General features: G+C 62.2%; 21 protein-coding genes. 13 read left to right on the top strand and 8 right to left on the bottom strand.

The features are described 5' to 3' along the window. Positions 1–20: 20 nt before the first annotated feature. The gene (locus Q4S41_RS18740) at positions 21–1,280 is read left to right on the top strand and encodes a BamA/TamA family outer membrane protein (RefSeq protein ID WP_305032663.1); all 1,260 of its coding nucleotides are present in this window, start codon (positions 21–23) and stop codon (positions 1,278–1,280) included. A gap of 266 nt (positions 1,281–1,546) precedes the next feature. Continuing rightward, a complete protein-coding gene (locus tag Q4S41_RS18735) occupies positions 1,547–2,794 on the top strand; it encodes a glycosyltransferase (RefSeq protein WP_305032662.1) in 1,248 nt (415 codons plus the stop codon). Here Q4S41_RS18735 and Q4S41_RS18730 read toward each other — a convergent pair. From Q4S41_RS18730 to Q4S41_RS18720, 3 genes are read right to left on the bottom strand one after another with little or no spacing between them, the layout of a single operon-like run. Then, positions 2,791–3,387 (bottom strand): class I SAM-dependent DNA methyltransferase, encoded by a 597-nt coding sequence (locus Q4S41_RS18730; protein ID WP_305032661.1) that lies wholly within the window; start codon positions 3,385–3,387, stop codon positions 2,791–2,793. The two genes, Q4S41_RS18735 and Q4S41_RS18730, sit on opposite strands and share 4 nt — an antisense overlap. Next, positions 3,384–4,127, bottom strand: coding sequence for a PIG-L deacetylase family protein (locus tag Q4S41_RS18725; protein ID WP_305032660.1), 744 nt, complete (start codon positions 4,125–4,127; stop codon positions 3,384–3,386). The genes Q4S41_RS18730 and Q4S41_RS18725 overlap by 4 nt, the downstream gene beginning before the upstream one ends. 46 nt (positions 4,128–4,173) lie before the next feature. After that, positions 4,174–5,319, bottom strand: a complete 1,146-nt coding sequence (locus Q4S41_RS18720) for an acyl-CoA dehydrogenase family protein (protein ID WP_305032659.1) — start codon at positions 5,317–5,319, stop codon at positions 4,174–4,176. Positions 5,320–5,560: 241 nt separating this feature from the next. Here Q4S41_RS18720 and purH point away from each other — a divergent pair, with 241 nt between their 5' ends. The 6 genes from purH to Q4S41_RS18690 all read left to right on the top strand — a co-directional run bounded on the left by purH (position 5,561) and on the right by Q4S41_RS18690 (position 13,110). After that, positions 5,561–7,096 carry a bifunctional phosphoribosylaminoimidazolecarboxamide formyltransferase/IMP cyclohydrolase gene (gene purH, locus Q4S41_RS18715; protein WP_305032658.1) on the top strand — a complete coding sequence of 512 codons (1,536 nt, stop codon included), beginning with the start codon at positions 5,561–5,563 and terminating at the stop codon, positions 7,094–7,096. A gap of 357 nt (positions 7,097–7,453) precedes the next feature. After that, a complete protein-coding gene (locus tag Q4S41_RS18710) occupies positions 7,454–8,479 on the top strand; it encodes a rod shape-determining protein (RefSeq protein ID WP_046244199.1) in 1,026 nt (341 codons plus the stop codon). Between the two features lie 231 nt (positions 8,480–8,710). Then, a complete protein-coding gene (gene mreC, locus Q4S41_RS18705) occupies positions 8,711–9,649 on the top strand; it encodes a rod shape-determining protein MreC (RefSeq protein ID WP_305032657.1) in 939 nt (312 codons plus the stop codon). Next, complete coding sequence (locus tag Q4S41_RS18700) at positions 9,646–10,173, top strand: hypothetical protein (RefSeq protein ID WP_305032656.1); 528 nt, start codon at positions 9,646–9,648, stop codon at positions 10,171–10,173. The genes mreC and Q4S41_RS18700 overlap by 4 nt, the downstream gene beginning before the upstream one ends. 152 nt (positions 10,174–10,325) lie before the next feature. Further along, positions 10,326–12,185 carry a penicillin-binding protein 2 gene (gene mrdA, locus Q4S41_RS18695; RefSeq protein WP_305032655.1) on the top strand — a complete coding sequence of 620 codons (1,860 nt, stop codon included), beginning with the start codon at positions 10,326–10,328 and terminating at the stop codon, positions 12,183–12,185. A 208-nt stretch (positions 12,186–12,393) separates the two neighbouring features. Beyond that, the gene (locus Q4S41_RS18690; RefSeq protein ID WP_305032654.1) at positions 12,394–13,110 is read left to right on the top strand and encodes a 3-ketoacyl-ACP reductase; all 717 of its coding nucleotides are present in this window, start codon (positions 12,394–12,396) and stop codon (positions 13,108–13,110) included. 69 nt (positions 13,111–13,179) lie between these two features. Here Q4S41_RS18690 and Q4S41_RS18685 read toward each other — a convergent pair whose 3' ends face one another. The 4 genes from Q4S41_RS18685 to Q4S41_RS18670 all read right to left on the bottom strand — a co-directional run bounded on the left by Q4S41_RS18685 (position 13,180) and on the right by Q4S41_RS18670 (position 18,404). After that, the gene (locus Q4S41_RS18685) at positions 13,180–13,833 is read right to left on the bottom strand and encodes a M15 family metallopeptidase (protein WP_305032653.1); all 654 of its coding nucleotides are present in this window, start codon (positions 13,831–13,833) and stop codon (positions 13,180–13,182) included. An 87-nt stretch (positions 13,834–13,920) separates the two neighbouring features. Continuing rightward, positions 13,921–15,321, bottom strand: coding sequence for an NADH-quinone oxidoreductase subunit N (locus tag Q4S41_RS18680; RefSeq protein ID WP_305032652.1), 1,401 nt, complete (start codon positions 15,319–15,321; stop codon positions 13,921–13,923). Between the two features lie 179 nt (positions 15,322–15,500). After that, positions 15,501–16,967, bottom strand: coding sequence for a complex I subunit 4 family protein (locus tag Q4S41_RS18675; RefSeq protein ID WP_305032651.1), 1,467 nt, complete (start codon positions 16,965–16,967; stop codon positions 15,501–15,503). 102 nt (positions 16,968–17,069) lie between these two features. Further along, positions 17,070–18,404: a serine hydrolase gene (locus Q4S41_RS18670; RefSeq protein ID WP_305032650.1), complete on the bottom strand. Its 1,335-nt coding sequence runs from the start codon at positions 18,402–18,404 to the stop codon at positions 17,070–17,072. Between the two features lie 166 nt (positions 18,405–18,570). Here Q4S41_RS18670 and Q4S41_RS18665 point away from each other — a divergent pair, with 166 nt between their 5' ends. Both Q4S41_RS18665 and Q4S41_RS18660 read left to right on the top strand, forming a co-directional pair. Then, a complete protein-coding gene (locus Q4S41_RS18665; protein WP_305032649.1) occupies positions 18,571–19,437 on the top strand; it encodes a GNAT family N-acetyltransferase in 867 nt (288 codons plus the stop codon). Next, the gene (locus Q4S41_RS18660; RefSeq protein WP_305032648.1) at positions 19,437–20,330 is read left to right on the top strand and encodes a glutamate--tRNA ligase family protein; all 894 of its coding nucleotides are present in this window, start codon (positions 19,437–19,439) and stop codon (positions 20,328–20,330) included. Before Q4S41_RS18665 ends, Q4S41_RS18660 begins: the two co-directional genes overlap by 1 nt. Here Q4S41_RS18660 and nfi read toward each other — a convergent pair. Next, entirely contained in the window at positions 20,311–21,000 is a 690-nt protein-coding gene (nfi, locus tag Q4S41_RS18655; protein WP_305032647.1) for a deoxyribonuclease V, read from the bottom strand. The genes Q4S41_RS18660 and nfi overlap by 20 nt on opposite strands. A 132-nt stretch (positions 21,001–21,132) precedes the next feature. On the opposite strand from nfi, the gene Q4S41_RS18650 reads away from it, so the two are divergent. The 3 genes from Q4S41_RS18650 to Q4S41_RS18640 all read left to right on the top strand — a co-directional run bounded on the left by Q4S41_RS18650 (position 21,133) and on the right by Q4S41_RS18640 (position 23,613). Continuing rightward, positions 21,133–21,711 carry a DUF1990 family protein gene (locus Q4S41_RS18650; protein ID WP_305032646.1) on the top strand — a complete coding sequence of 193 codons (579 nt, stop codon included), beginning with the start codon at positions 21,133–21,135 and terminating at the stop codon, positions 21,709–21,711. Next, positions 21,704–22,411: a DUF1990 domain-containing protein gene (locus Q4S41_RS18645; protein ID WP_305032645.1), complete on the top strand. Its 708-nt coding sequence runs from the start codon at positions 21,704–21,706 to the stop codon at positions 22,409–22,411. The genes Q4S41_RS18650 and Q4S41_RS18645 overlap by 8 nt, the downstream gene beginning before the upstream one ends. A gap of 149 nt (positions 22,412–22,560) precedes the next feature. Beyond that, positions 22,561–23,613, top strand: coding sequence for an NAD(P)-dependent alcohol dehydrogenase (locus Q4S41_RS18640; RefSeq protein ID WP_305032644.1), 1,053 nt, complete (start codon positions 22,561–22,563; stop codon positions 23,611–23,613). Positions 23,614–23,650: the final 37 nt, after the last annotated feature.

Raw genomic sequence — 23,650 nt, 5'->3', positions numbered from 1 at the left:
GTTATTCACCCGCTGCTCCCATGCGCTTTTCTCTCGCAGCCCTGCTTCTGACCGGGCTGGCTTTCACCGCCGCCGCTCAGCCGGCCGCTCCTCCCGACTCCGTTTACACTGCTCCCGGTTCCGGCCTGGCGCCGCTGGCCACTCGGGCTCCGGCGCAGGCCATGGGCACCAAGTCGTTTGGCCAGTTGGGCAAGAACGGCAACCTTAGCCTGCTGCCCATTCCGGTGCTGTTTTACCAGGCCGAAACCGGCCTGGGCTACGGATTGGGCGCGTTGCTCAGCGGCCGGTTTTCCAGCGATACCCTCACCCGGCCATCCAATGCCCGCCTCCAGTACTGGACAACCACCAAGGGCCAGTCGCTGCTGCAGCTGGTGCACACGGTGTACACGCCGGGCGAGAAATTCTACCTCAACGGTGAAATCAGTGCCTACGACATTCTGCTGTATTACTACGGCAAGGGCCCAAACACGGCCACTTCCGACGAGTCGCCCACGGCCTACAAGCTCTTTATCATCAACCAGCGCATTCAAAAGCAGATTGCGCCCAAGCTGTTTTTTGGCGCGCAGTACCGCTACACCAGCATCAGCGACCTGAAGTTTGACGGCAAAACCGTGGACGGCAGCCAGACCAGCTTCGTGTACCGCGACCCGCGCCTTACCGAGCGTGAGCGCCAGAACACGCGCATTTCGGGCCTGGGCCCGGTGCTGACCCTCGACACGCGCGACGTGCCGCTGGCTGCCTTTAAAGGCGACCTGCTCGACGCCAGCGTGATGTTCAACGGCACTGGCCTGGGTTCGGATTACCGCTTCGTGCGCTACCAGCTCGATGCGCGTCACTTCCAGCCCGTCGGTTCCAACCGTACCATTCTGGCGCTGCAGTTTCTGGGGCAGTTCCACACCGGCGACGTGCCGTTCCGGGAGTTGGCCGGCATCGGGGCCAACCTGGGTGGCGTGCTCTATGACAACGCCAACCTGCTGCGCGGCATCTACGAGCAGCGCTACCGCGACCGCCAGATGGTGATGTTTCAGGCCGAAATTCGGCATAAGTTGTTTCCCAACGGCGGCAGCGTGTTGAGCCGGTTTGATGGGGCCGTGTTTGGCGGCGTCGGCAACGTAAACAACTACATCGACAAATTTGCCCTGAACGACACGAAGTACGCCGGCGGTGCCGGTATTCGCTTCAACTTTATCCGCCGCGACCGGGTGAATCTGCGCCTCGACTACGCCGCTGGCTCGGGCAGCTCGCCGGGTATTTTATTTGCCATCGGCGAAGCCTTCTAGAAGCTTCAATAGTATAGAAGTATAGAAAGCCCTTCTCGACGATTCGAGGAGGGCTTTTTTTGTGCATTATACTTCGAGCTGTGGGCTTGAATTGTTGCGCTGCCAAGGGAGATTATTATGCAAAAAACAAGTTCCAATAAGCGCCGCGTTTGGCATGAGGTAAGGCATTTATAATGAGTAGCTAATCCTGCTCAGTGGCTGAGCCACCTCATGATAACGCTAAGCTGGGCCTTATCCTTTCGGAAAAGCCGGCGTACACCGGTTCAATGGACCACGCTACGCCCGCCCGTTTCCTCGCCGCTGGCGAGGCCACGGCTACCGACCCCACCCAAGCGGCCGACTGGCTGTTCCCACTGCCACTTCGGGGCCACAGCGCGCGCCTGCTGCACCAGCAGCTGCCGCTGCCCCACCCCGCATTGCGCATCAGCGTCATCATCCCGGCGAAGGACGAAGTGGCCAACCTGCCCGCCACACTGGCGGCGCTGGCCGCGCAGGTTGATTGGCACGGCCAGCCCTGGCCGGCGGGTAGTTTCGAGGTGATTGTACTGGCCAACAATTGCACTGACCACACGGCGGCTTTGGTGCGTAGGCAGGCGCGGCGTTTTCCAAATTTGGTGTTGCACGTGGCCGAGCTGTGCCTGCCCGCCGCCAAAGCCCACGTAGGCCGGGCCCGCCGCCTGCTCATGGACGAAGCCTGCGCCCGGTTGGAACAGGTGAGCCGCCGCCACGGCATCATCGCCAGCACCGACGCCGACACCCGCGTGGCGCCCACTTGGCTGGCCGCCATTCAGGCTGAAATAGCGGCCGGTGCCGATGCTGTGGGCGGCCGCATCCTCACCGAAATGGGCGGCCCGGCGTTACACCCGCTTCGCCGCATTCAAACCGCCGATGCCGCCTATCACCTACTCTGCGCCCGGCTGGAGGGCCTGCTCGACCCCATGCCCACCGACCCGTGGCCGCGCCATCATCAGCATTTTGGGGCCAGTTTGGCCCTTACCGCCCGCGCCTACCGGCAGGTAGGCGGCTTGCCCGAAGTCCGATTTCTGGAAGATGAAGCCCTCTGCCAGGCCCTGCGGCGGCACGATTTGAAACTGCGCCACAGCCCCAGGGTGCAGGTTCTCACCTCCGCCCGCCGCCAGGGCCGCGTCGAGGTAGGCCTCTCGTGGCAGCTAAGCGAGTGGTTGAAAATGAGCCAGCAGCAGCGCGAGCCGCACGTCGATAATCCCGTGCAGCTGACGCGACGCTGGCAGTTGCGCCGCCAGTTGCGCGCCTGCTGGAGCGGCTGTGCGGGCGCCGAAACCGCTGCGCTGGTCACCCGCCTGGCATTGCCCGAAAGCGTGGTGCTGCTTCAGCTGCGGCAGGCACCCACCTTCGGCGTGCTTTGGGAGTGGGCGTTGGCACACAGCCCCGCGCTGGCCGTTGCTCCGGTGCCGTTGTCGCGGGCCTTGCTGCTATTGCCGCGGCTTATCCAGAGCCACCTGGTGGCGGAGGGACGGTCCGTAGTAGCCGCTTAGCGCTTTTCCAGCAGGTCGAGCCGGTATTTTTCGTGGTGCTGGCTGGTGAGGTGCCGCAAGGGGCCGGCCTCCGTGGCCTTAGCCAGAAAAAACGCGTGCACGTCGTCGCCCGTGAGTGGGTAGTCGTGCACCAGCGGCGTCCAGTGCACCAGCAGGAGATGGCCGCCGGGCTGCAGGCCGGCAATGAGCTTGTCGGCGGCCCGGGCCAGGTCGGCCGGCGACCAATAGTAACCGACTTCCGACAACAAAATCAAATCAAAATTCTGGCTAGGAAACTCGTTGGGCACCTCCATCCGGCGAATTTCCACCTGCGGCAATTCGGCGCAACGGGCGCGGGCCTGGGCCAGCGCGGCGTCACTTACATCGACAGCCAGCAGGTGGCCGCAACGCGGCGCCAGCTGCGCCGTGAGCACGCCCAGTGAGCAGCCGATTTCAAACACTTCGGCGTAATGCGGACGTGGCAGAGCGGCCAGCGTGGCGGCGTATTTCTCGCGCTCGTAGGGGCTGGTTTCAAAATTCCACGGGTCGCGGTTGGCTTGGTACACGTGGTCGAAGTACTCCGGCGGCAGGGTGTTGGGCTGGTTCTCGTTCATGGGGCTACGGCTTCAAAAAAAACTTCATACGGCGTGGCGAAGTGCGCCAGCATTTCTGTGGATAATAAAAAACCGTCAGCATCATCGGTGAATACGCCCGGCGCCACCTGCGAGCGGTGCGCCGCAATGGCCCGCAGTTTCTGTGGTAGCCCGGCTTCTATATTCAGCCGGAAACCCTGTACATTATCAACTGGTATGGGCAGGTCGTCGGGGGCGGCGCGCTCCCAGGCCCACACCACGTATTCGAGCCGGTGCGGTGGCTGGTCCATTCCGGCCAGCGCGGCCGCTACCAGCCGGCCCGTAGCGCGGTGGTCGGGGTGCGGGTCGCGCCGCCAGGGCACCAGCACAGTGGCGGCGGCGTGCTGCTGCAGAAACTCCCGTAGCCGAGTTGCTGCAGTGGCAAAGCCGGGTTCGGCGGCCGAGTCGGGCACGCGGCTATCGGGTAGGGCCAGCAGCAGCGGCTCCGTCTCATCAAGTCCCAGGAGGGTGAGGGCGTGTCGAAATTCGGCTTCCCGCACCGCCTGTCGGGCTTGGGGCGAAAACAACTGCGAATTCGGGTGCGACATCGTGCCGTCGCTCACCAGCACGGCCGCTACCGGCTGGTCTTGCTGCCGCAGCAGGGCCAACAGGCCGCCGCAGCCCAGCGCCTCGTCGTCGGGGTGGGGCGCTACTACCACCGTGGGGCCCAGCGTAGCCGCAAAGCCGTCCGGTCGCACCGGGTAAGAATCGAAAGGAAGCAAAACTGGAAAGGAAAAATTTGGACAACTGACCAGGAGAAACCAGCAACTAAAATGCCTTGCCTTCGAGCACGAAGCGGCCCACGTCGGCCAGCGCGCCGTCGGGCGCGGGCTGGCGCAGGTAGTGGGTGAGGTCGCGGTGCAGGCGCTCGAAGGGAAGGGGCTGGAGCAGGCCGCGGGCGCCCACGCACCGCTCAGCTAGGCGCAGCATGTCGAGACAGATGGTTTCAATGGCCGTGCGCGTCATGTTGGCGTAGGCCACGGTGGCTTCGGCCTCGGCCGCGGCGCTAGGGCGGGCGGCGTGCTCGGCGGCCCCGCGCAGCCACTGGCGGCCACTTTCCAAGGCAATGCTCATTTCGCCCAAGCGCTGGCGCTGGTAAGGGTCGTCGATGCGGCCCAGGCCGCGCAGGAAGCGGCAGGTTTCGTCGAAAACGGCCTCGGCCCCGCCCAGCTGCACCGCGGCAAACCGAATAGCCCCACCGCTGAAAGCCGGCTGGCGGTAATACGCATCGGGCGGGCCAATGAGGTCATCCGGCCCGATTTCGAGCCCAGTCAAATCGGCCCGGAAGCTGGCGGTGGCCCGCATGCCCAGCGGCCGCCAGAAGGAGCGGTCCAGCACCGGCGGCTGGCTATCAGCGGGCAGCACAAACAGCTGCCAGCCCTGCCCATCAGGCAAGGCTCCGGTGATGAGCGGGCGCGCCAGATGCCCGGCGCCCGAAGCAAACGTTTTGGCCCCACGCAGGCGGTAACGCCCGTTGGGTAACGCTTCGAGCCGCACGCCATCAGCCGGAATTTCGGTATTCCAAACGCCAAATAGCCGACCGGCGCGGGTATCGGCGGCGTAGCGCGTCACTTGCTCGGCCGTGCCCAGTTGCTGAATGAGCAGCAGTGCATTCACGTGGCCTTCGTACACGCGCCCCACCGCTAGGTTACCCCGCCCGATGTGCTGAAGCACGCGCAACAGCGGCAGCGTGGCCGCCGGGGCATCGAGCCCGGCCCCGCCCAACGTGATGGGCAAGGCAGCCGTGAGCAGGCCCGCCTCCCGCAGCCAGTCAAATTCCTGGGTGGGAAAGCCGCTTTCTACATCGGTTTCGGCGGCTTGGGCAAACAGACGCGGCGCCAGTTGGGCGGCAGAGGCTTCCGCCTCGGCTGGGTTGGTTAAGGCCGTTGGGGCCGGTGTATCAGTTGTAATCAAAGGAAATTGGGGTGGGAATACCAGCGCGAAATTGGAGCCAGCACTCGGTATGGGCTGAAGGAAGGAGAGGGTTTCTATACTTCATAAGCGGCCGCAGTGTTCGGCCCGTTCGGCCTTGCCGCCGACGGCTGAGGGTGCTGCTAACAATTCGGTAACAATGCTTTTGGAAAGCCGCCGGGGTGGGGGCGTACCTTTGCGGCGGCAATAGTGCTGTGCTTTTTCCTGCAAAAACAACCTTATTATGTCGTCTCGCCCCATTCGCGCCGCCCTTCTTTCCGTGTACCACAAAGACCGGCTGGCGCCCCTGGTGCAGGTGCTGCGGCAGCACGGCGTGACGCTCTACTCCACGGGCGGCACCCAGAAATTTCTGGAAGACGAAGGCGCCGAAGTAACCGCCGTGGAAGACCTCACCGGTTTCCCCGAGGTGTTCGGCGGCCGTGTGAAAACGCTCCATCCCAAGGTATTCGGCGGTATTCTGCACCGCCGCCACGAAGCCGGCGACCTGGCCCAGGCCGAGCAGCACGGCATCCCGCCCATCGATTTGGTGGTGGTCGACCTCTACCCGTTTGAAGAAACCGTAGCCAGCGGCGCCGAAGAGCAGGACGTCATCGAAAAAATCGACATCGGCGGCATTTCGCTGCTGCGCGCCGCCGCCAAAAACTTCCGCGACGTGCTGGTCGTCAGCAGCCGCGACCAGTACGCGGCCGTGACCGAACTGCTGACCGTCAAAAACGGCGCCACCGACCTCGAAGACCGCCGCCACTACGCCGCCGCCGCCTTCGCCACCACCTCGCACTACGACACCGAGATTTTTAAATACGTGAGCCAGGATACCGCCGTAGCTGGCGCCGCCCTGCGCCTCAGCGCCCAGCCCGCCACGCCCCTGCGCTACGGCGAGAACCCCCACCAAGCCGGCACCTTCTACGGCGACCTGTCGGCGCTGTTCGACCAGCTGCACGGCAAGCAGCTGAGTTACAACAACCTGGTGGACGTGGACGCCGCCGTGGCACTCATGGCCGAGTTCAACGACGGCGCGCCCGCCTGCGCCATTCTCAAGCACACCAACGCCTGCGGTGTGGCCCAGGCCGCCACGCTCCGCGACGCCTACGTGAACGCCTTGAGCTGCGACCCGACGTCCGCTTTCGGCGGCGTCATCATCGTGAACAAGGAAGTGGACGCGGCCACCGCAGCCGAGCTGAACCAGTTGTTTTTTGAAGTGCTGATTGCGCCCGGCTTCGCCGCTGATGCCCTGCCCGTGCTGCAAAGCAAGAAAAACCGCATTCTGCTGCTGCAAAAGCCGGTCGAATTTCCGAAGAAGCAGGTGAAAACCCTGCTCAACGGCATCATTGAGCAGGACGCCGACCGGCAGACCGAAACCGCGGCTGATTTCCGCACCGTCACCCAGTCGGCACCTACGGCCGAGGAAACCGAAGCCCTCGTTTTCGCCGCCAAAATCTGCAAGCATACCAAGAGCAACACCATCGTACTAGCGCGCGCCGGCCAACTGCTGGCCTCCGGCGTGGGCCAGACCTCGCGCGTCGATGCGCTACGCCAAGCCATTGAGAAGGCCCGCGCCTTCGGCTTCGACCTGCACGGCTGCGTGATGGCCTCCGACGCCTTCTTCCCCTTCCCCGACTGCGTGGAAATTGCCGGCGCCGCCGGCATTCGCGCCGTGGTGCAGCCCGGCGGCTCCATTAAGGATGCCGACAGCATTAAGGCTTGCGACGAGTTGGGCATGGCCATGGTGCTGACGGGCGTGCGGCACTTCAAGCACTAAGAAACATCCCGTTTGTCATTGCGAGGCCGCAGCCCGTGGGAATCCGTCCTGTTCTCAGCGACCAACCTCATAATGTGACCAAGCTTAAATAAAAGCCCCGGCCTTGCAAAAGTGCCGGGGCTTTTGCTTTAAAAAGGAGACTTTATCACAATTAAGGGCTGGTCGCAATAGAGAACGGATTGCCGCGTTCCGCCGCGTTTCACTCGCAATGACTGGTTTAGCCTGCCTGGCGGGCAAGGCAGGTTCCTTGGCAGAATCCCATAATCCCGTTCACCAACCCCGCCCAAACCTTCCGTACCTTTGCCCATTATTTTGCTTCGGCTCCGGCCCAAGCTCCGCCTTATTGCATATATCTCAATGGGTTTCTTTAATTTCCTGACCAGCGACATCGCCATCGACCTGGGCACGGCCAATACGCTCATCATCCACAACGACAAAATCGTGGTGGATGAGCCGAGCATCATCGCCAAAGACCGCACCACCAATAAAGTCATCGCCGTGGGCCGCCAGGCCCAGCAGATGCACGAGAAAACGCACGACAACATTCGCACCATCCGCCCGCTGAAGGACGGGGTAATTGCCGATTTCCACGCCGCCGAGGAAATGATTAAGGGCATGATTAAGATGATTGACACGCGCACGCGGCTGTTTCAGCCCTCGCACCGCATGGTCATCTGCATCCCCTCGGGCATCACCGAAGTAGAAAAACGCGCCGTGCGTGACTCTGCCGAGCACGCCGGCGCCAAGGAAGTTTGGATGATTCAGGAGCCCATGGCCGCCGCCATCGGCATCGGCATCGACGTGGAGCAGCCCGTGGGCTCGATGATTATCGACATCGGAGGCGGCACCACCGAAATTGCCGTTATCGCCCTCTCCGGCATCGTGTGTGACCAGTCAATTAAAACGGCCGGTGATGTCTTCAACCAGGACATCCTCGACTACATGCGCCGCCAGCACAACCTGCTCATCGGCGAGCGGTCGGCCGAGCGCATCAAAATCGAAGTAGGCGCCGCCCTCACCGAACTCGACGTGCCGCCGCCCGACCACGAAGTGCGCGGCCGCGATTTGATGACCGGTATTCCGAAAGTTATCAAAGTAACGTTCTCGGAAATTGCCATTGCCCTCGATAAATCGGTGGCCAAAATCGAAGAAGCCGTATTGAAAGCGCTCGAAATATCGCCACCCGAACTCTCGGCCGATATTTACGAAAACGGTATTCATCTCACCGGCGGCGGCGCGCTGTTGCGCGGCCTCGACAAGCGCCTCGCGGCTAAAACCAAGCTGCCCATCCACATCGCTGAAGACCCGTTGCGCGCTGTAGTGCGCGGAACCGGCAAGGCCATCAAGGACATTCAGGCCTTTAAAGGCGTGCTGTTGACGTAACTCCAGAACGAAAACACCAGCACGTCATGCTGAGCGCAGTCGAAGCATTCCTACTGCCCCGCTTGTCATGTTGAGCGTAGCGAAACATCTTATCAAGTTAGAACGAACAGTTCGACGATGAAAAGATGCTTCCTTCGTCAGCATGACAGGCGGCGCGGTAGAGATGCTTCGGCTGCGCTCAGCATGACGTTCTTTTACTGGTGGTTCTTTTTAAATAATTAATTACCACCCGTGCGGAATTTATTTCTTTTCCTATTTCGCTTTCGCGGGGCGCTGGTATTTGGCTTGTTAGAAATAATTAGCCTCTATTTATTTGTTACCAATAATTCATACCAGCGAGCGGCGTTTTTTAATTCGGCTAATTCCTATGCGGGCGTGGTGCTGGAACGGCGCACGCAGATAACGGACTATTTCCATCTGGCCGAAATGAACCAGCAGTTGGCTGCCGAAAATGCGGCCCTGCGCCAGCAACTCTACCCACCCGATACGGCCCGGCGCGAGGCCGACTCGGTGGCCATTCCGCCGGCCCGCACCGACTCGCTCCGACTGGTGCGCTACCAGCGCCCCGCCAGCCGCCCCGATACCCTGTTGCTGGGCCAGCAGCGCCTGCCGGCCCGCGACCCGAGTTATCCCCTGATTGCGGCCCGGGTTATCAACAACCGCCTCAGTAATGTGGACAACTTCTTCACCCTGAACGTGGGCACGGCCAACGGCGTGCAGCGGGGCCTGGGCGTAGTGGCGGCGGGCGGCGTGGCCGGCCGCGTGCAGGCCGTGACGGAGCATTACGCCACGGTGGCTAGCCTGCTGCATTCCAAAACCACTATTGCCTCTAAAATCAAGCGCGACGGCACCTTCGGTACCATCCGCTGGCAGGGCGACGACCCCACCCACGCCTTGCTCGACAACGTGCTGCGTGAAACCAAGCTGGTGAAAGGCGACACGGTGGTGACGTCGGGCTACAACGCCATTTTTCCGGAAGGCATTTTCATCGGTACCATCGACTCATTCGTGAAGGAGCCGGACAAGAATTTCTGGACCATTCGGGTGCGGCTGGGCGTCAATTTCTCGAATCTAACCTACGTGTACGTGGTGACGAGCCGGCCCAAAGCCGAGCGCGACACCGTGGAAGCGCACGCGGGCATGCTGCCGGAAGGAGGGAAGCGCAAATGAGTGGCCTGCGGTTTCTATTCGTTCAAATCCTGCGTTTCGCGCTCTACGCGGGCCTGCACGTGATGCTCATCAGCCGGCTGGTGCTGTTTGATTTGGGCTGGTGCTTTTTCTATTTGGGCTTCTTGTTGTTTTTGCCGCTGCGCACCCCCATCGTGGTGCAGCTGCTGCTGAGCTTCGCGATGGGGGTGACGATGGATATTTTCTACGACACCGGCGGGCTGCACGCGGCGGCGGCGGTGCTGCTGGGCTTCCTGCGGCCGTGGGTGCTGCGCCTGCTCACCCCGCGCGATGGCTACGATTCGGCCGACGCCGTGAACGTGCACCAGATGGGCTGGCAGTGGTTCGGCGTGTACCTCACGCTGCTGGTGCTGCTACACCACGCCACATTCTTCATCCTGGAGTTGGGCAGCTTCCGCCACATCGGCCTCACGCTGGGAAAAATAATGGTGAGCGCACTCTTTACCGGGCTGGCGCTGTTGATTGTGCAGCTGCTGTTTTTTCCGGTGCGGCGGGGGCGGAGTTAGGCGTAATCTGGCTGGTATCCGAACGTCATGCTGAGCAAAGCCGAAGCATCTCTACCGCTGAAGTAAACCAACTATTGATTAAAAGAATTGCTATTGCGGTAGAGATGCTTCGGCTTCGCTCAGCATGACGTTCAGGAGCGTTTGATATAGGTATGCAATATTTAGAAGGTCGTAAATACGTCGTTCAGGGCATCTTCTTAATCGTAGTGCTCATCTTTCTCACCCGCTTGTTTTTTATGCAGGTGATGGATGGCACGTACAAGCTGGCCGCCGATAAAAACACGCTGCAACGACTAGTGCAGATACCCTACCGCGGCCTGATTTACGACCGCAAGGACCAGTTGCTGGTGCAAAACGAGCCCGTGTACGACCTCATGGTGGTGCCCCGGGAGGTGAAGCAGCTCGATTCGGCCCGCTTCTGTGAGCTGCTGCAGATACCGCAGGAAGAACTGCGCAACAGCCTGCGCGTGGCCAAAAAATACTCGCGCAACAAGCCTTCGCCTATCGTCCAGAACCTGACCACGCGCGACCTGGCCATTATTCAGGACAACCTGATGGATTTTCCGGGCTTCCGCATTCAGGCGCGCATGGCACGGGCCTACCGCACCGCCAACCTGGCCCACGCCCTGGGCTATGTAGGCTCCATCACGCCAGCGCTGCTTGAGAAACCGAAGTATGCCAAGTACCAGCCGGGCGAGAATATCGGTATTTCGGGGCTGGAGTCGTATTACGAGCCGATTCTGATGGGTCGGCGCGGCGTGCAGTACAAGATGGTGAACGTGCGCGGCATCGAGAAAGGCAAATTCCGCAGCGGTGAGTTTGACACGCTTTCCGTGGCCGGGCAGGACTTGCACCTGAGTATCGATGCCGAGCTGCAGGCCTACGGCGAAAAGCTACTGGCCAACCGCCGCGGCTCCATCGTGGCCATCGACCCCAAGACCGGCGAGATTCTGGCCTTCGTCTCGGTGCCGCGCTACGACCCCAACCTGCTGACCGGCAAGGGCGCGGGCAACCGCTACATGGCCCTGCTCAACAACCCCGACCGCCCGCTCTTCGACCGCCCGCTGATGGCCACTTACCCGCCCGGCTCGGTATTTAAGCTGGTGAATGAGCTGGTGGCCTTGCAGCTGGGCGTGGTGCAGCCCGGCACCGGCTTCGAGTGCAACCAGAAGCTGGTGCGCTGCACCCACCGCCACGAGCGGCCCTCCAACGTGAGTATTGCCATCAAAAACAGCTGCAATCCTTATTTCTACCAGGTGATGCAGGCGGCCGTGCTGCGCGGGCAGGGAAAAAACAAGTACGAGGACACGCATATCGGTCTGGGCCAGTGGCAGAAGATGGTGAAAACCTTCGGCCTGGGCGAAAAGCTGGGCGTGGACATGCTGCAGGAAAAGCGCGGCCTGATTCCGTCGCCGGAGTTCTACGACAAGAAGTTTTTCAACAAGAAGGAAAACCGCCAGCACCGCTGGAGCTACCGCAACGTGTACTCGCTCAGCATCGGGCAGGGCGAAATCGGCATCACGGGCGTGCAGATGGCTAACGTACTAGCCACCATCGCCAACCGCGGCTGGTACTACACGCCGCATTTCGTGCGCAGCATCGGCAACGGTGGCCCGCTGCCGCAGTTTCGCCAGAAGCACTACACGGCCGTCGATACGTCGCTGTTCAAGTACATCATCCCCGGCATGCAGATGGTGGTGGACGGCAACGGCGGCACCGGCAACCTAGCCTCGCTGGCCGAATTGGGTATCTCAGTGGCCGGCAAAACCGGCACCGTACAAAACCCCCACGGCTTTGACCATGCCACCTTCGCCGCCTTCGCCCCGGTGAACGACCCGAAAATCGCCATCGCTGTCTTCATCGAAAACTCCGGTTTCGGGGGTACCAGCGCCGCCCCCGCCGCCGGCCTCATGATTGAGAAGTACCTGCGCGGCAAGGTGGCGCCCTATCGCCACCGCTGGGAAGACTGGGTGATGTACGGCGACTTCACCAAGAAGCTGCACTCGATGTAAGGAGCTTGGTTGTTCTGGCGGGCGCCCCACCCCCTGACCCCCTCTCCTTGGGGAGAGGGGGCACCGGTTTTGCGCGGTGTAGAAATCGTCTGGCTCCCCCTCTCCCTGAGGAGAGGGGGCTGGGGGGTGAGGCGCCCGTTAGAACAACGCTCAACAATCCCCCGTTCTGACCGGTTGTAGCACCTCCTCAATTAACTCTACAACCATTATGGAATCCCTCCAAGGAAAAGTTGCCCTCGTCACGGGCGCCGGCAAAGGCATTGGCCGCGCCGTGGCCCTCGCCCTGGCCGCCGAAGGCGTGCAAGTGGGCCTGCTGGCCCGCACCGAAAGCGACCTGCAAGAAGTAGCCGCCGAAATTATTGCCGCCGGTGGCACCGTGGCCACCGCCGTGGCCGACGTGGCCGACCGCCCGGCCGTGAACCTCGCCGTGGCCAAGATTCACCAGGAGCTGGGCCCGATTGACATTCTCATCAACAACGCCGGCATCGGCAGCTTCGCCAAGTTTCTGGAGATGGAGCCCGAGCAGTGGGAGCGCATCGTGCAAGTCAACGTGTTCGGCACCTATTACGTGACCCGCGCCGTGCTGCCCGACATGATTACGCGCCAAACCGGCGACATCATCAACATTTCCTCCACTTCCGGCCTGCGGGCCGCCGCCGGCAGCAGTGCCTACAGCGCCTCCAAATTCGCCGTGATGGGCCTCACCGAGGCGCTGATGCAGGAAGTACGCAAGCACAACATCCGCGTGTCGGCCCTCACGCCCAGCACCGTGGCCACGCCCCTGGCCATCGGCAACAACCTCACCGACGGCAACCCCGAGAAGGTGATGCAGCCCGAAGATTTGGCCGAGTTCATCGTGTCGCAGCTCAAGCTGAACCGCCGCATCTTCATCAAGGAAGCTGGCATGTGGTCGACTAATCCGTAGTAAAAAGAGTTGCTTAGTTGCCAGAGCGCCCCCGTAACCTTAGTTGCGGGGGCACTTTGGTTTCAGTAACTACAGCTTCTCAAACGGAATATCCTGAATCGGATACGCCTTCCAGTCCTTAAAATCATAATGCCACCACTCGGCCGGCAGCACTGTGAAGCCGTGAGCTTCCATGCGGACGCGCAGCAGGTCGCGCGTCGCCCGCTGGACCGGGGTGCCGCCCGCATAGGCCACGTAGGAACGGGGGCTCATTTCGTCGTAGGCGCCAGGCATCTCGATTTCGCGGCCGGTAACGAGGTCGCACAGCGTCAGGTCCACGGCGCAGCCGCGGTTGTGGCGCGAGCCTTTGCGCGGGTCGGCCACAAACTCCTTTTTGTCGGCCGGTGTGTGGTCCCACATCTGCTTGGTGATGCGCCAGGGGCGGTACCCGTCAAACACCAATAGGCCGTAGCCCAGCGGCCGCAGCTCCGCATTCACCTGCGCCAGTGCCTCGGCGGCAGGCCGCTGCAGAAACGCGCGCGCCTGCGGATACAGCACCCGGCCCATGAAATTCTGCGCCGTCGCGTATCGGATATCGAGCCGGATGGTCGGGTCGAGCTTCTGCAGTTCCACCAAATCGGCGGACTGGAAGGGACCGGTTTCGTGCGGTGGCCGGGCCGCGCAGCTGCTGAAGATGCTGAGGCAGCAGGCCAGCCAAAGATGTAGAAATAGACGACTCGTCATAGCGCAAGAGCAAAAATCAGGAAGTCAAATAAACAGCAAAAGCAGCCCGTCGGACTGCTTTTGCTGTTTTCAATAACTCGGTTTTGCTTATAGCAGTCCGCTCAGGAAGCCCGGCGCCACGCCCAGCAGAATCGTAAGCAGCGCCAGCACCACCAGCGTGGCCGACTGGATGCCATCCACTGGGACCGGCGTGGCGTCGGCCTCGGCCGGGCGCAGGTACATGGCGATGAGCGGGCGCAGGTAGTAGTACAAACCCACCATGCTCATGATAACGGCAAACACCACGAGGCCAATGTAGCCCTGGCCCACGGCCGCCGCCAGCAGGAAAAACTTGCCGAAGAAGCCGCCCGTGAGCGGAATGCCCGCCAGCGAGAGCATGGCCACCGTCATCACAAAGGCCAGCAGCGGGTTGGTGCGGCCTAGGCCATTCAGGCCGTTGTAAGAGTCGTCCTGGCGGTGGTCGCTCACCAGTTTCAGTACGCCGAAGGCCGCCACAGTGGCAATGGAGTAGGCCAAAGAGTAGAAGAAAATGGCGCTGGCGGCCTCGCCTTTCAGGATGCCTTTGCTGGCCACGAGGCCGATGAGCAGGTAGCCGGCGTGGCTCACGCTGGAGTAAGCCAGCATGCGTTTGGTGCTGGTTTGGGCCGCCGCGCCCACGTTGCCGAGCAGCAGCGTGAGGGCGCACATGGCCTGAATGGTGGGCATCCAGAAGCCCTGGGCGGCGGGCAGGGCCACGGCCAGCAGCTTGAGAAAGGCGGCGAAACCGGCTGTCTTCACCACGGTGCTCATGAAAGCGGTGAAGAAGGTGGGCGTGCCCTCGTACACGTCGGGCGTCCAGAAGTGGAACGGCGCGGCCGACACCTTGAAACCGATGCCGATAATCATCATTAGAATGCCGATGTAGAGCATGGGCTGCAGGCTGGCATTGGCCGGTGCGGCCACGGCGGCGCCCAGCTGCGAGAGGGCAAACGTGCCAGTAGCGCCATACAGCAGCGCAATGCCGAAGAGCAGGATACCGGTGGCAAAGGCGCCCATCAGGAAGTATTTCAGGGCGGCTTCGTTCGAGCGGGAGTCGCGCTTGCTGCTGCCGGCCAGCACGTACATGCTGATGCTCAGGATTTCGATGCCTACAAACAACATCAGCAGGTGGTCGTAGCCAATCATCATGATGGCCCCCACCAGTGCGAAAAGCAACAGCGCGTAGTATTCGGCCAGGTTGGGCTCGCCGGCGGTCACGTAGCTGCGCGAAAAGGGCAGCAGCACAATGGTGGTGAGCAGCACAATGCCGGTGAAGGCCACCGTGTAATTGTCGACCACCAGCATATGGTTGAAGTAGGGCTCGTGCGCCACGTTCCAGTCGGCGTAGTTGGCCCCGAACACGGCCAGCAGCAGCAGCATGGCGCCGGGCAGCAGCACCTTATTCGAGCGCAGGAAGCCCAGGAACAGGTTGAGGATGCCGAAGACGGAGAGGAGAATGATGGAGGTCATGTAGTAGCTGCAAAAAAGACGCTGGGCAATGAACAGTGCCCCAACAGAACGTCATGCTGAGCGCAGCCGAAGCATCTCTACTGCGCAAGTAATTAATTAGTATTGAGGTAGAGATGCTTCGGCTGCGCGGACGCCAGATGAAGCATGACGTTCCTTTTTATCATTAAAACAAAGACGTTCTACCGGCCGGCCAGCGTCAGGATATTCGCCACGGCCGGCTCCGAGAGGTGCAGGAACGAATTCGGGAACAAGCCAATCCAGAACACCAGCGCGATGAGCGGCACCAGAATCAGCAGCTCGCCGCCGGTGAGGTCGGTGATGGTTTCGGAGAACGAGGAATCAGGGCCGAGCATGACACGCTGGAACATGCGCAGCAGGTACACGGCCGAGAAAATGATGGTGAGGCCGGCCACGGCGCCCACCCAGGCATTGTACTGATACACGCCCGCCAGCAGCAGGAATTCGCCCACAAAGCCGCCGGTAAGCGGCAGGGCCACCGTGCTCAGCAACATCACCAGGAAGCAGACCGTGAGAACGGGCGTGCGGCGGGTGAGGCCGCCGAGGTCGGGGATGTAGCGGGTGCCGGTGCGGCGCTCAATGGCATCGGCGATGAAGAACATGCCGACCACGTTCACGCCGTGGGCCAGCATCTGCACCACCGCGCCCTGCAGGCCGATTTGGGTGAGCGAGAACACGCCGGCCGCCATCAGGCCCACGTGCGAGAGCGAGGAGTAGGCGATGAGGCGCTTCACGTCGCGCTGCCGGATGGCGATGATGGCGCCGTAGATAATACCGATGATGGAGAGGATGATAACTGGCTTCTGCCACTGGCTCACGCCGAGCGGCACCACCGGCAGCAGCCAGCGCATGGTGCCGTAGATGCCCATTTTCAGCATGATGCCCGAGAGCAGCATGGTGGCGGGGGCGGGCGCCTCAGTGTAGGTATCGGGCTGCCAGGTGTGGAAGGGGAAGATGGGCATCTTCACGGCAAAGGCCGCGAAAATCAGCCAGAACAGCCACGACTGTTCGGCCGCGCTCAGCTTCAGGCTGTAGAAGGCCGAGAGCTCCGACGAGTGCTGTGCCAGCGAGCCGGCGGCGGGGCCGGTTTGCAGGTAGAGGTACACGAAGCCGGCCAGCATCAGCAGCGAGCCCACCACGGTGTAGAGGAAAAACTTGAGGGTGATGGCCACGCGGCGCTCGCCGCCCCAGGCGCCGGCCAGGAAATAAATCGGAATGAGCGCCACTTCCCAGAAGAAGTAGAACAGGAAGGCATCGAGCGAGGTGAACACGCCCAGCAGGCCGGTTTGCATGAACAGCACGAGGGCGTAGAAGGCCGACGGGTTCTCGAAGTCGCGCTTGAAGGCGCTCAGTAGAATGAGTGGGACCAGGAAGGTGGTCAACAGCACCAGCAGTAGGCTCAGGCCATCGAGCCCGAGGTGGAAGTTGATGCCGGCCGAGGGAATCCAGCTGTAATTGAGGTTGAAGCTGGCCGCGCCGCTGCTTTTGAAGGCGAAGGCGGTGTACACCGCGAGGCCAAATTCGATGATGGAGGCGCCCAGGGCCAGGGCCCGGGCGGTGGCTCCCTTGGTGAGCAGCAGCAGCAAGGCGGCGGCCAGCGGGAGGAAAAGCAGAACAGCAGTCAGCATCGGCAATAGCAGGAGGGCAGCAGCGGCACCGGGAAACCGGCCCGCAAATTGACCGCAAACTTACGCATTGACTAGTAAGGCTGCACTGTTTTTGTGCAAGTTCTACTGCCGGGCTACTTTGCGGCTCGCCAGTACGCGCCCGCCGGCGTCGAGCCACTGCGCCGTATAGAAGCCGGGAGCCAAAGCTGCTACCGGAACAGAAGCCTCCGTTCCGACCACCGGCTGATGCCATACTTCGCGACCCAACGCATCGGTCAGGCGCACGGCGGCGGCAGTTTGGGCGGGCTGGCGCAGGGTGAGCATCTCGGTGGCGGGGTTGGGAAAAACGCTGTAGCCGGCGGCTTCGGAAGTGGCTGCTGCGGCGGTGGGGCGGCAGAATACGGCCATGATTTTCGTCCATAGCTCGGTGTCGAAAGAGGACGCAGCCAGGCGGCTGGCTCCGGCCGATTGGCCTTGGCGCACCACCACGAGGCCCAGGCTGGGCACCACGTAAATCTTCTGGTCGTTTTTGCCGAGGGCGGCAATGAGGTCGGCCGGGGCCGAGGGAATGAGTGGGCCGGGCAGCGTGAGCTGGGCGCCGGGCAGCTTGTAGCTACTTTGGCCGTTGAGCCACCAGAGGTAGCCGTAGCTGCGGTTCAGAGTTTGACTGGGCGTGGTCATCCGCCGGAAATAGGCCGTGTCGGTCATGATTTGGGTGCCATTCCAAGTGCCGCGCGCCAGGATGAACAGGCCGAAGCGGGCCATGCTGCGTGCCTTGCTGTAAAACACGTCGTTGGCCCATAGGCCGGTCAGGCCGATGCGGGTGCCGAGGCGCTGATTGGTGTATTGGGTGATGGTGGTGGCGCCGCTGGCTTGCACCAGCACATCCTGCAGAGTGCGGTAGGCGCCGGTGTGGTAGGCCCAGCGCGTGGCGGGCGGGGCGAAGTAGCGCAAGCAACTGGGCGTGGTGCTTTCGTTGTCGCAGGGCGCGGGCGGGCTGTCGTCGAGCCCAGTCGTCATGGTGAGCTGGTGCAGTAGCTGAATCTGGCGCTGTTGCGGGCGGGTGGCGCTGGTCCAGCGACCGAGGTAGCGGGAGGTGCTGTCGGTGAGGCTCAGGAGGCCGTCCTGCCGGGCCAGTCCCACGAGCGTGGCCGTGAGCGACTTGCCCGCCGAGGCCCAGTACCAGGCCGAATCGGCGGTGTAGGTGCCGTAGTACTGCTCCACCACCATCCGGCCGTCCTTCAATATCAGCAGCGACTTGCTGCCCTTGCGGCCGGCAAAGGCCAGCAGCGAATCGAGCGGCGTTTGGCACCAGCCCAGGCTGGCGGGCGTAGTACTGGCCCAGGTGGTGCCCGTGAGGGGCGGGAAGTAAAGCGGTGTGGTTTGGGCCTGAGCACTGGTCGGGCACTGCAGCAGCAGAAAGATTCCCAGGCTGATAAGCAGTAGCAATTGTTTCATCGGGACGGTATTGAAAGGGCAATATGCAGCTTGACCGTTTCGAATGGCTGAGGTTTAGCTAAGTGGCAATTAGTAGCGCGAACTTTGCAGTTCGCGTCCACGCGCCGTTTCACAATCGTTCTGCCACGCGAACTACAAAGTTCGCGCTACTATTTGCGCAACTTCCATGACCATTCCCATCCTGCGCGTGGCCCGGCCCACCGACAACCTTGCCGCCCTGCGCTGCTTCTACTGCGACGGCCTGGGTCTGCAGCAAATCAGCTCTTTCACCGCCCACAATGGCTTCGACGGCCTCATGCTGGGCCACCCGCAGGCGCCCTACCATCTGGAATTTACGCATCAGCCCGGCCACGTCGTGGGCCGCGCGCCCACTCCCGACAACTTGCTCGTGTTCTACCTGCCCGATGCAGCGGAGTGGCAGGCCGCCGTGCAGCGCATGGAGGCCGCTGGTTTTGAGCCAGTGCCATCTTACAACCCGTATTGGGACGCCCACGGCCACACCTTTGAAGACCCCGACGGGTACCGCGTGGTGCTGCAACAGGCCGAATGGGCGCCGCGTGAAGCCTCGCCAGTGACAATCCGCGACTTCCGGCCCGGCGACCAGCCCGTTTTTCGGCAGCTTAATGAAGAGTGGATTTCGCACTACTTCACCCTAGAGCCCGCCGATTTGAAGGCGCTTGACCACCCCGAAGAATATATTTTGAACCCCGGCGGCTACATTCTGCTGGCCGAATTGGATGGCCAGGTGGTGGGCACCTGCGCCCTGATTAAGATGGCCGATGGCCGCAGCTATGAGCTGGCCAAAATGGCCGTGTCGCCAGCCGCACAGGGCCGGCAGATTGGCTACCTGCTGGGCCAAGCGGCGGTGCAGCGGGTACGCGACCTCGGCGGCGCCCGCATGTATCTGGAAAGCAACTCGAAACTGGCGCCCGCGCTGAGCCTATACCGCAAGCTGGGTTTCCGAGATGTGGCGCAGCATAATCCGTCGCCCTACGCGCGGGCCGATGTGCAAATGGAGCTGCTGTTGAGCTAATGTCTGCCCAGTCTACCGTCGTTTCGCGCCTCGCGCCCACGCCCAGCGGTTACTTGCACCTTGGCAACGCCGTGAACTTCGTGCTCACTTGGCTGCTCACGCGCCGCGCCGGCGGCACGCTGTACCTGCGCATCGACGACCTGGACCGTGCCCGCCTGCGCCCGGCTTATCTGGATAATATTTTCCGCGTCATTGACTGGCTGGGCATCGATTACGACCACGGCCCCACCGGCCCCGACGACTTCCTGCGCCACCATTCGCAACTGCTCCACCTGCCCGAATACAACCGCGTGCTGCGCCGCTTGGCCCTGCAACCGGGCCTGGTGCGGGCCAGCCAGCGCACCCGCACCGGCGGCCCCGAAGCTTCGGTTGCCCTCGAAACACCCGGCGCGGCGTGGCGGGCGCACGTGCCGGCCGGCACCGAAATTGGCTTTGTCGATGCCTGGCAGGGCGAAACCAGCGTCCCGCTCGGCACTTTGATGCCGGACTTCGTTATCCGCAAAAAAGACGGCGTGGCGGCGTACCAGGTGGCGTCGGTGGTCGACGACCTGCGGCTCGGCACTACGCTCATTGTGCGTGGGCTGGACTTGCAGCCCAGCACGGCCGCGCAGCTTTGGCTGGCCGCGCAGCTTTCCGAAACGGCAGGTTTCAAGGCCTCGCGCATTGCTTTTCATCACCATCCGCTGCTGACGAACGAGGCCGGGCAGAAGCTCTCCAAGTCGCAGCAGCTGCCAGTTGACGCGGGGGTACTGGCGCAGCACGAAGGCAAACAAGCCGTTTTTCGGGCAGTAGCCGAGATGCTGAAGTTGCCAATGGCCGCAGGTGAATCGTTGACAATGCTGCAAAGCGCGTTGGCCGGTTGGAGGGTCCCGCCTACCGCACTTCCTTCTTGAATTCCTCCGCCCAGTGGTCGGCCAGGCGCGTGGGCTCCGGTAGCTTGTAGCCGCGCAGGCAGGCCAGCGTGAGGCGCGTGGCCGTGGCCTGGTCGCAGCGGTGGCCGGGGCTCACGAACAGCGGCAGCACCTTGTCTTTGCTGCGAATGACTTCGCCAATCAGCTCGCCGGATTTGGCATCGAGCAGCTCCGTGATATTGCCGCGCTCAATGCCGGGCTCCTGAAACACACCCGTCAGCTTCTGCTTGGCCACGCCGAAGGTGGGTATGTCGAGCAGCACGCCCAGGTGCGCGGCAATGCCCATGCGGCGCGGGTGCGCAATGCCGTGGCCGTCCACCATGATGACGTCGGGCTTGTTTTCGAGCTTGGCGAAAGTATGAATGACGTTTGGCGCCTCGCGGAAGGAGAGGAAGCCGGGCACGTAGGGCATGTCGACGGGGCCGTAGTTGTAGACTTTCTCCACCAGCTCCAGCGACGGGAATTTCAGCACTACGAACACCGACAAGATGGTGTCGGGCGTGGGAAATGACGAGTCGCAGCCCGCGATGAGGCGCGGCTCCTGGGCCAGCGGCTCGTGGCGCACGCGCTGGCGCATGTCGTGCTGCTGCTGGGTGAGGCTGCGCACGAGCGTGGGGTCGGGTGGGGGGCCGGGCGGGCGGTAGTAGGCCATCTCCTTTGAGTTATGAGTTAAAAGTTAAGAGTTATGAGCTCGGAGGCATCGGTTTTTAAAGTCCGAAAAGCCCATCCGTAGCATCTTACGGCGGTGCGGGGCGTATGAGGGCCATACGTTTCTTCGCAAGCCATGTCTGATTCCACTTCTGAGCAACCTGCTTCCACCGGCTCCGGGCCGTTGCTGGAACGCCGTTATTTTATTGACGTGGCGCGCGCCCGCCTCTCGCCGGCTCAGATTATGGCCGAAGTGCAGGCCGACGTGCCCCACTTCTCGCCCGACGCACTAGCCGATTTTAAAAAGAAAGCCGGCGACGACGGCGACCTGAAAGCGGGCGACGAGTTCAGCATCAAAATCCTGGGCCCCTGGAACGGCTGTGTGCGCGTCACCGACGTGAGCGCCACGGCATTCGAATTCATCACCCTCGAAGGCCACCCCGAGGCCGGCCGCATCCGCTTCGAAGCGCACTACCTGGACGAGTCGCCCGACGTGCTACGGTTTGAAATCCGCTCCTCAGCCCGCTCGCGCGACGGGCTGGTGGCCTTTGCCTACGACACCCTCGGCGGCGGCAAGCTGCTGCAGGAAGCCACCTGGGTTTCGTTTTGCCAACGGGTGGTGGCGGCCAGTGGCGGCCAGGCCCTGGGCAATGTCACCGTCGAAACCTTCCGGCACGACGAAGCCGGCCACGTGCAGCACACCCGCCATGAGTAACCAAGTTGCCGCCGTGCCCACTTCGGCCAAGCCAGCCGCCTGGGAGCAATACCGCGCCCGCATCGACGCCTACGCCAACGCGAAGGTGAACTACGACTTCTCGCGCCAAAACGAGTACACCAGCGCCACTGGCTGGCGCCTCGACGACTACGAAACCGACCTGCCCGCCGAGGCCCCCGGCACGCCCGAAGCGGCCGGCTCCTTCGCGGCGGCGCAGGAGGTGCTGCGCCGCTACGCCTTCCCCCCGCCCGACCTTATCACCGGCTACTTCGACCCCAATGTGCCGCTCGAAAAGCGCATTATGGTGCTGCGGGCGCACTTTCTGGTGTTCAATTTCTACTTCGGCGTGCGGGTGAGCGAGGTGACCGATGAGGCCGCCCGCGACACGCCCAACGGTCCCGAGCGTGTCTGGGGCTACGGCTACCGCACCCTCGAAGGCCACTTCGAGCGCGGCCAGATTGACTTCACCATCCACAAAAACCTGACGACTGGCGCGGTGCAGTTTCGCATTCACGCCGTGTCGCAGTCCGGCCAGATTCGCAACCCGTTTTACTGGCTGGGCTTCAAGCTGTTTGGGCGCATGCTGCAGCGCAAATTCGCCCGCGAGTCGTTGCGGCGCATGCGCGAGCTGGTGGCCGCGCAGCTGGCCGGAAAGCCCCTGCCGCAAACTTTGAATGCGCCGACTGGTTCTATCTATTAGTTGAAGGAACGTCATGCTGAACGCAGCCGAAGCATCTCTACCGCGCAAGTAATCCAATCAACAGGATTTAGCATTGCGGCACAGATGCCTCGGCTGCGCTCAGCATGACGTTCTGATTTTTCAATTAAACATTCCCTAATTACCCCAAAATGCTTCCAACGAAAGCCTACGCTGCGCCCGCCGTCAACATCCCCCTCGAACCGTTCAATTTTGAGCGCCGCGAAGTCGGCCCGCACGATGTACTTATTGATATCCAATTCTGTGGCGTGTGCCACTCCGACCTGCACCAGGTGCGCGACGAGTGGGGCGGCTCCATCTTCCCCATGGTGCCAGGCCACGAAATCGTGGGCCGCATCACGCAGGTGGGCGACCACGTGAAGAACTTCAAAGTGGGCGACCTGGCCGGCGTGGGCTGCATGGTCGACTCTTGCCGCACCTGCCCCAGCTGCCAGGAAGGCCTGGAGCAGTACTGCGAAACCACCGGCATGGTGGGCACCTACAACAGCCGCGAAATCGGCAGCGGCGCGCCCACCTACGGCGGCTACTCCAGCCAGATTGTGGTGGATGAAAAATACACCCTCAAGGTATCGGAAAAGCTGGATTTGGCCCGCGTGGCGCCGCTGCTCTGCGCCGGCATCACCACTTACTCGCCCCTGCGCCAGTGGAAAGTGGGCCCCGGCCACAAAGTGGGCGTGATGGGCCTCGGCGGCCTGGGCCACATGGCCGTGAAACTGGCCGTGGCCATGGGCGCCGAAGTAACCGTGCTCAGCACTTCGCCAAATAAAGAAGCCGATGCCAAGGAGCTGGGCGCCCACAAGTTTGTGGTGACCAAAGACGAAGCCCAGCTGAAGTCGGTGCGTAACTACTTCGACTTCATCATCAACACCGTATCGGCCCAGCTTGATTTGGCCACCTACGTGAACCTGCTGGGCCGCGACGGCACTATGATTCTGCTGGGCGTGCCTACCGAGGCGCCGCACATCCACGCCTTCAACCTCATTGCCAAGCGCCGCCGCATTGCTGGCTCGCTCATCGGCGGCATTGCCGAAACCCAGGAAATGCTGGACTTCTGCGCCGAGCACAACATCATGTCCGACATCGAAGTCATTGACATCAAGGACATCAACGAGTCGTATGAGCGCATGCTGAAAGGCGACGTGAAATACCGCTTCGTGATTGACCTGGCCACGCTGAAGAACTAGCAGCCATCAGAATAGACGCAAAAAAGCCGGCTTCCCT

Origin of the sequence: Hymenobacter convexus (assembly GCF_030580955.1) — a bacterium.
Lineage (GTDB): Bacteria > Bacteroidota > Bacteroidia > Cytophagales > Hymenobacteraceae > Hymenobacter.
The sequence above is the reverse complement of the archived record's forward strand: the minus strand, read 5'-3'. Positions and strand labels throughout refer to the sequence as shown.

Excerpts from the sequence above, each read along its gene's own strand:
- Q4S41_RS18700 (WP_305032656.1), top strand. The coding sequence starts at position 9,646 with ATGAGTGGCCTGCGGTTTCTATTCGTTCAAATCCTGCGTTTCGCGCTC.
- Q4S41_RS18680 (WP_305032652.1), bottom strand. The coding sequence starts at position 15,321 with ATGACCTCCATCATTCTCCTCTCCGTCTTCGGCATCCTCAACCTGTTC.
- Q4S41_RS18690 (WP_305032654.1), top strand. The coding sequence starts at position 12,394 with ATGGAATCCCTCCAAGGAAAAGTTGCCCTCGTCACGGGCGCCGGCAAA.
- Q4S41_RS18665 (WP_305032649.1), top strand. The coding sequence starts at position 18,571 with ATGACCATTCCCATCCTGCGCGTGGCCCGGCCCACCGACAACCTTGCC.
- purH (WP_305032658.1), top strand. The coding sequence starts at position 5,561 with ATGTCGTCTCGCCCCATTCGCGCCGCCCTTCTTTCCGTGTACCACAAA.
- Q4S41_RS18640 (WP_305032644.1), top strand. The coding sequence starts at position 22,561 with ATGCTTCCAACGAAAGCCTACGCTGCGCCCGCCGTCAACATCCCCCTC.
- Q4S41_RS18735 (WP_305032662.1), top strand. The coding sequence starts at position 1,547 with ATGGACCACGCTACGCCCGCCCGTTTCCTCGCCGCTGGCGAGGCCACG.
- mrdA (WP_305032655.1), top strand. The coding sequence starts at position 10,326 with ATGCAATATTTAGAAGGTCGTAAATACGTCGTTCAGGGCATCTTCTTA.
- nfi (WP_305032647.1), bottom strand. The coding sequence starts at position 21,000 with ATGGCCTACTACCGCCCGCCCGGCCCCCCACCCGACCCCACGCTCGTG.
- Q4S41_RS18645 (WP_305032645.1), top strand. The coding sequence starts at position 21,704 with ATGAGTAACCAAGTTGCCGCCGTGCCCACTTCGGCCAAGCCAGCCGCC.
- Q4S41_RS18660 (WP_305032648.1), top strand. The coding sequence starts at position 19,437 with ATGTCTGCCCAGTCTACCGTCGTTTCGCGCCTCGCGCCCACGCCCAGC.
- Q4S41_RS18650 (WP_305032646.1), top strand. The coding sequence starts at position 21,133 with ATGTCTGATTCCACTTCTGAGCAACCTGCTTCCACCGGCTCCGGGCCG.
- Q4S41_RS18685 (WP_305032653.1), bottom strand. The coding sequence starts at position 13,833 with ATGACGAGTCGTCTATTTCTACATCTTTGGCTGGCCTGCTGCCTCAGC.
- Q4S41_RS18730 (WP_305032661.1), bottom strand. The coding sequence starts at position 3,387 with ATGAACGAGAACCAGCCCAACACCCTGCCGCCGGAGTACTTCGACCAC.
- Q4S41_RS18675 (WP_305032651.1), bottom strand. The coding sequence starts at position 16,967 with ATGCTGACTGCTGTTCTGCTTTTCCTCCCGCTGGCCGCCGCCTTGCTG.
- Q4S41_RS18670 (WP_305032650.1), bottom strand. The coding sequence starts at position 18,404 with ATGAAACAATTGCTACTGCTTATCAGCCTGGGAATCTTTCTGCTGCTG.
- Q4S41_RS18740 (WP_305032663.1), top strand. The coding sequence starts at position 21 with ATGCGCTTTTCTCTCGCAGCCCTGCTTCTGACCGGGCTGGCTTTCACC.
- Q4S41_RS18710 (WP_046244199.1), top strand. The coding sequence starts at position 7,454 with ATGGGTTTCTTTAATTTCCTGACCAGCGACATCGCCATCGACCTGGGC.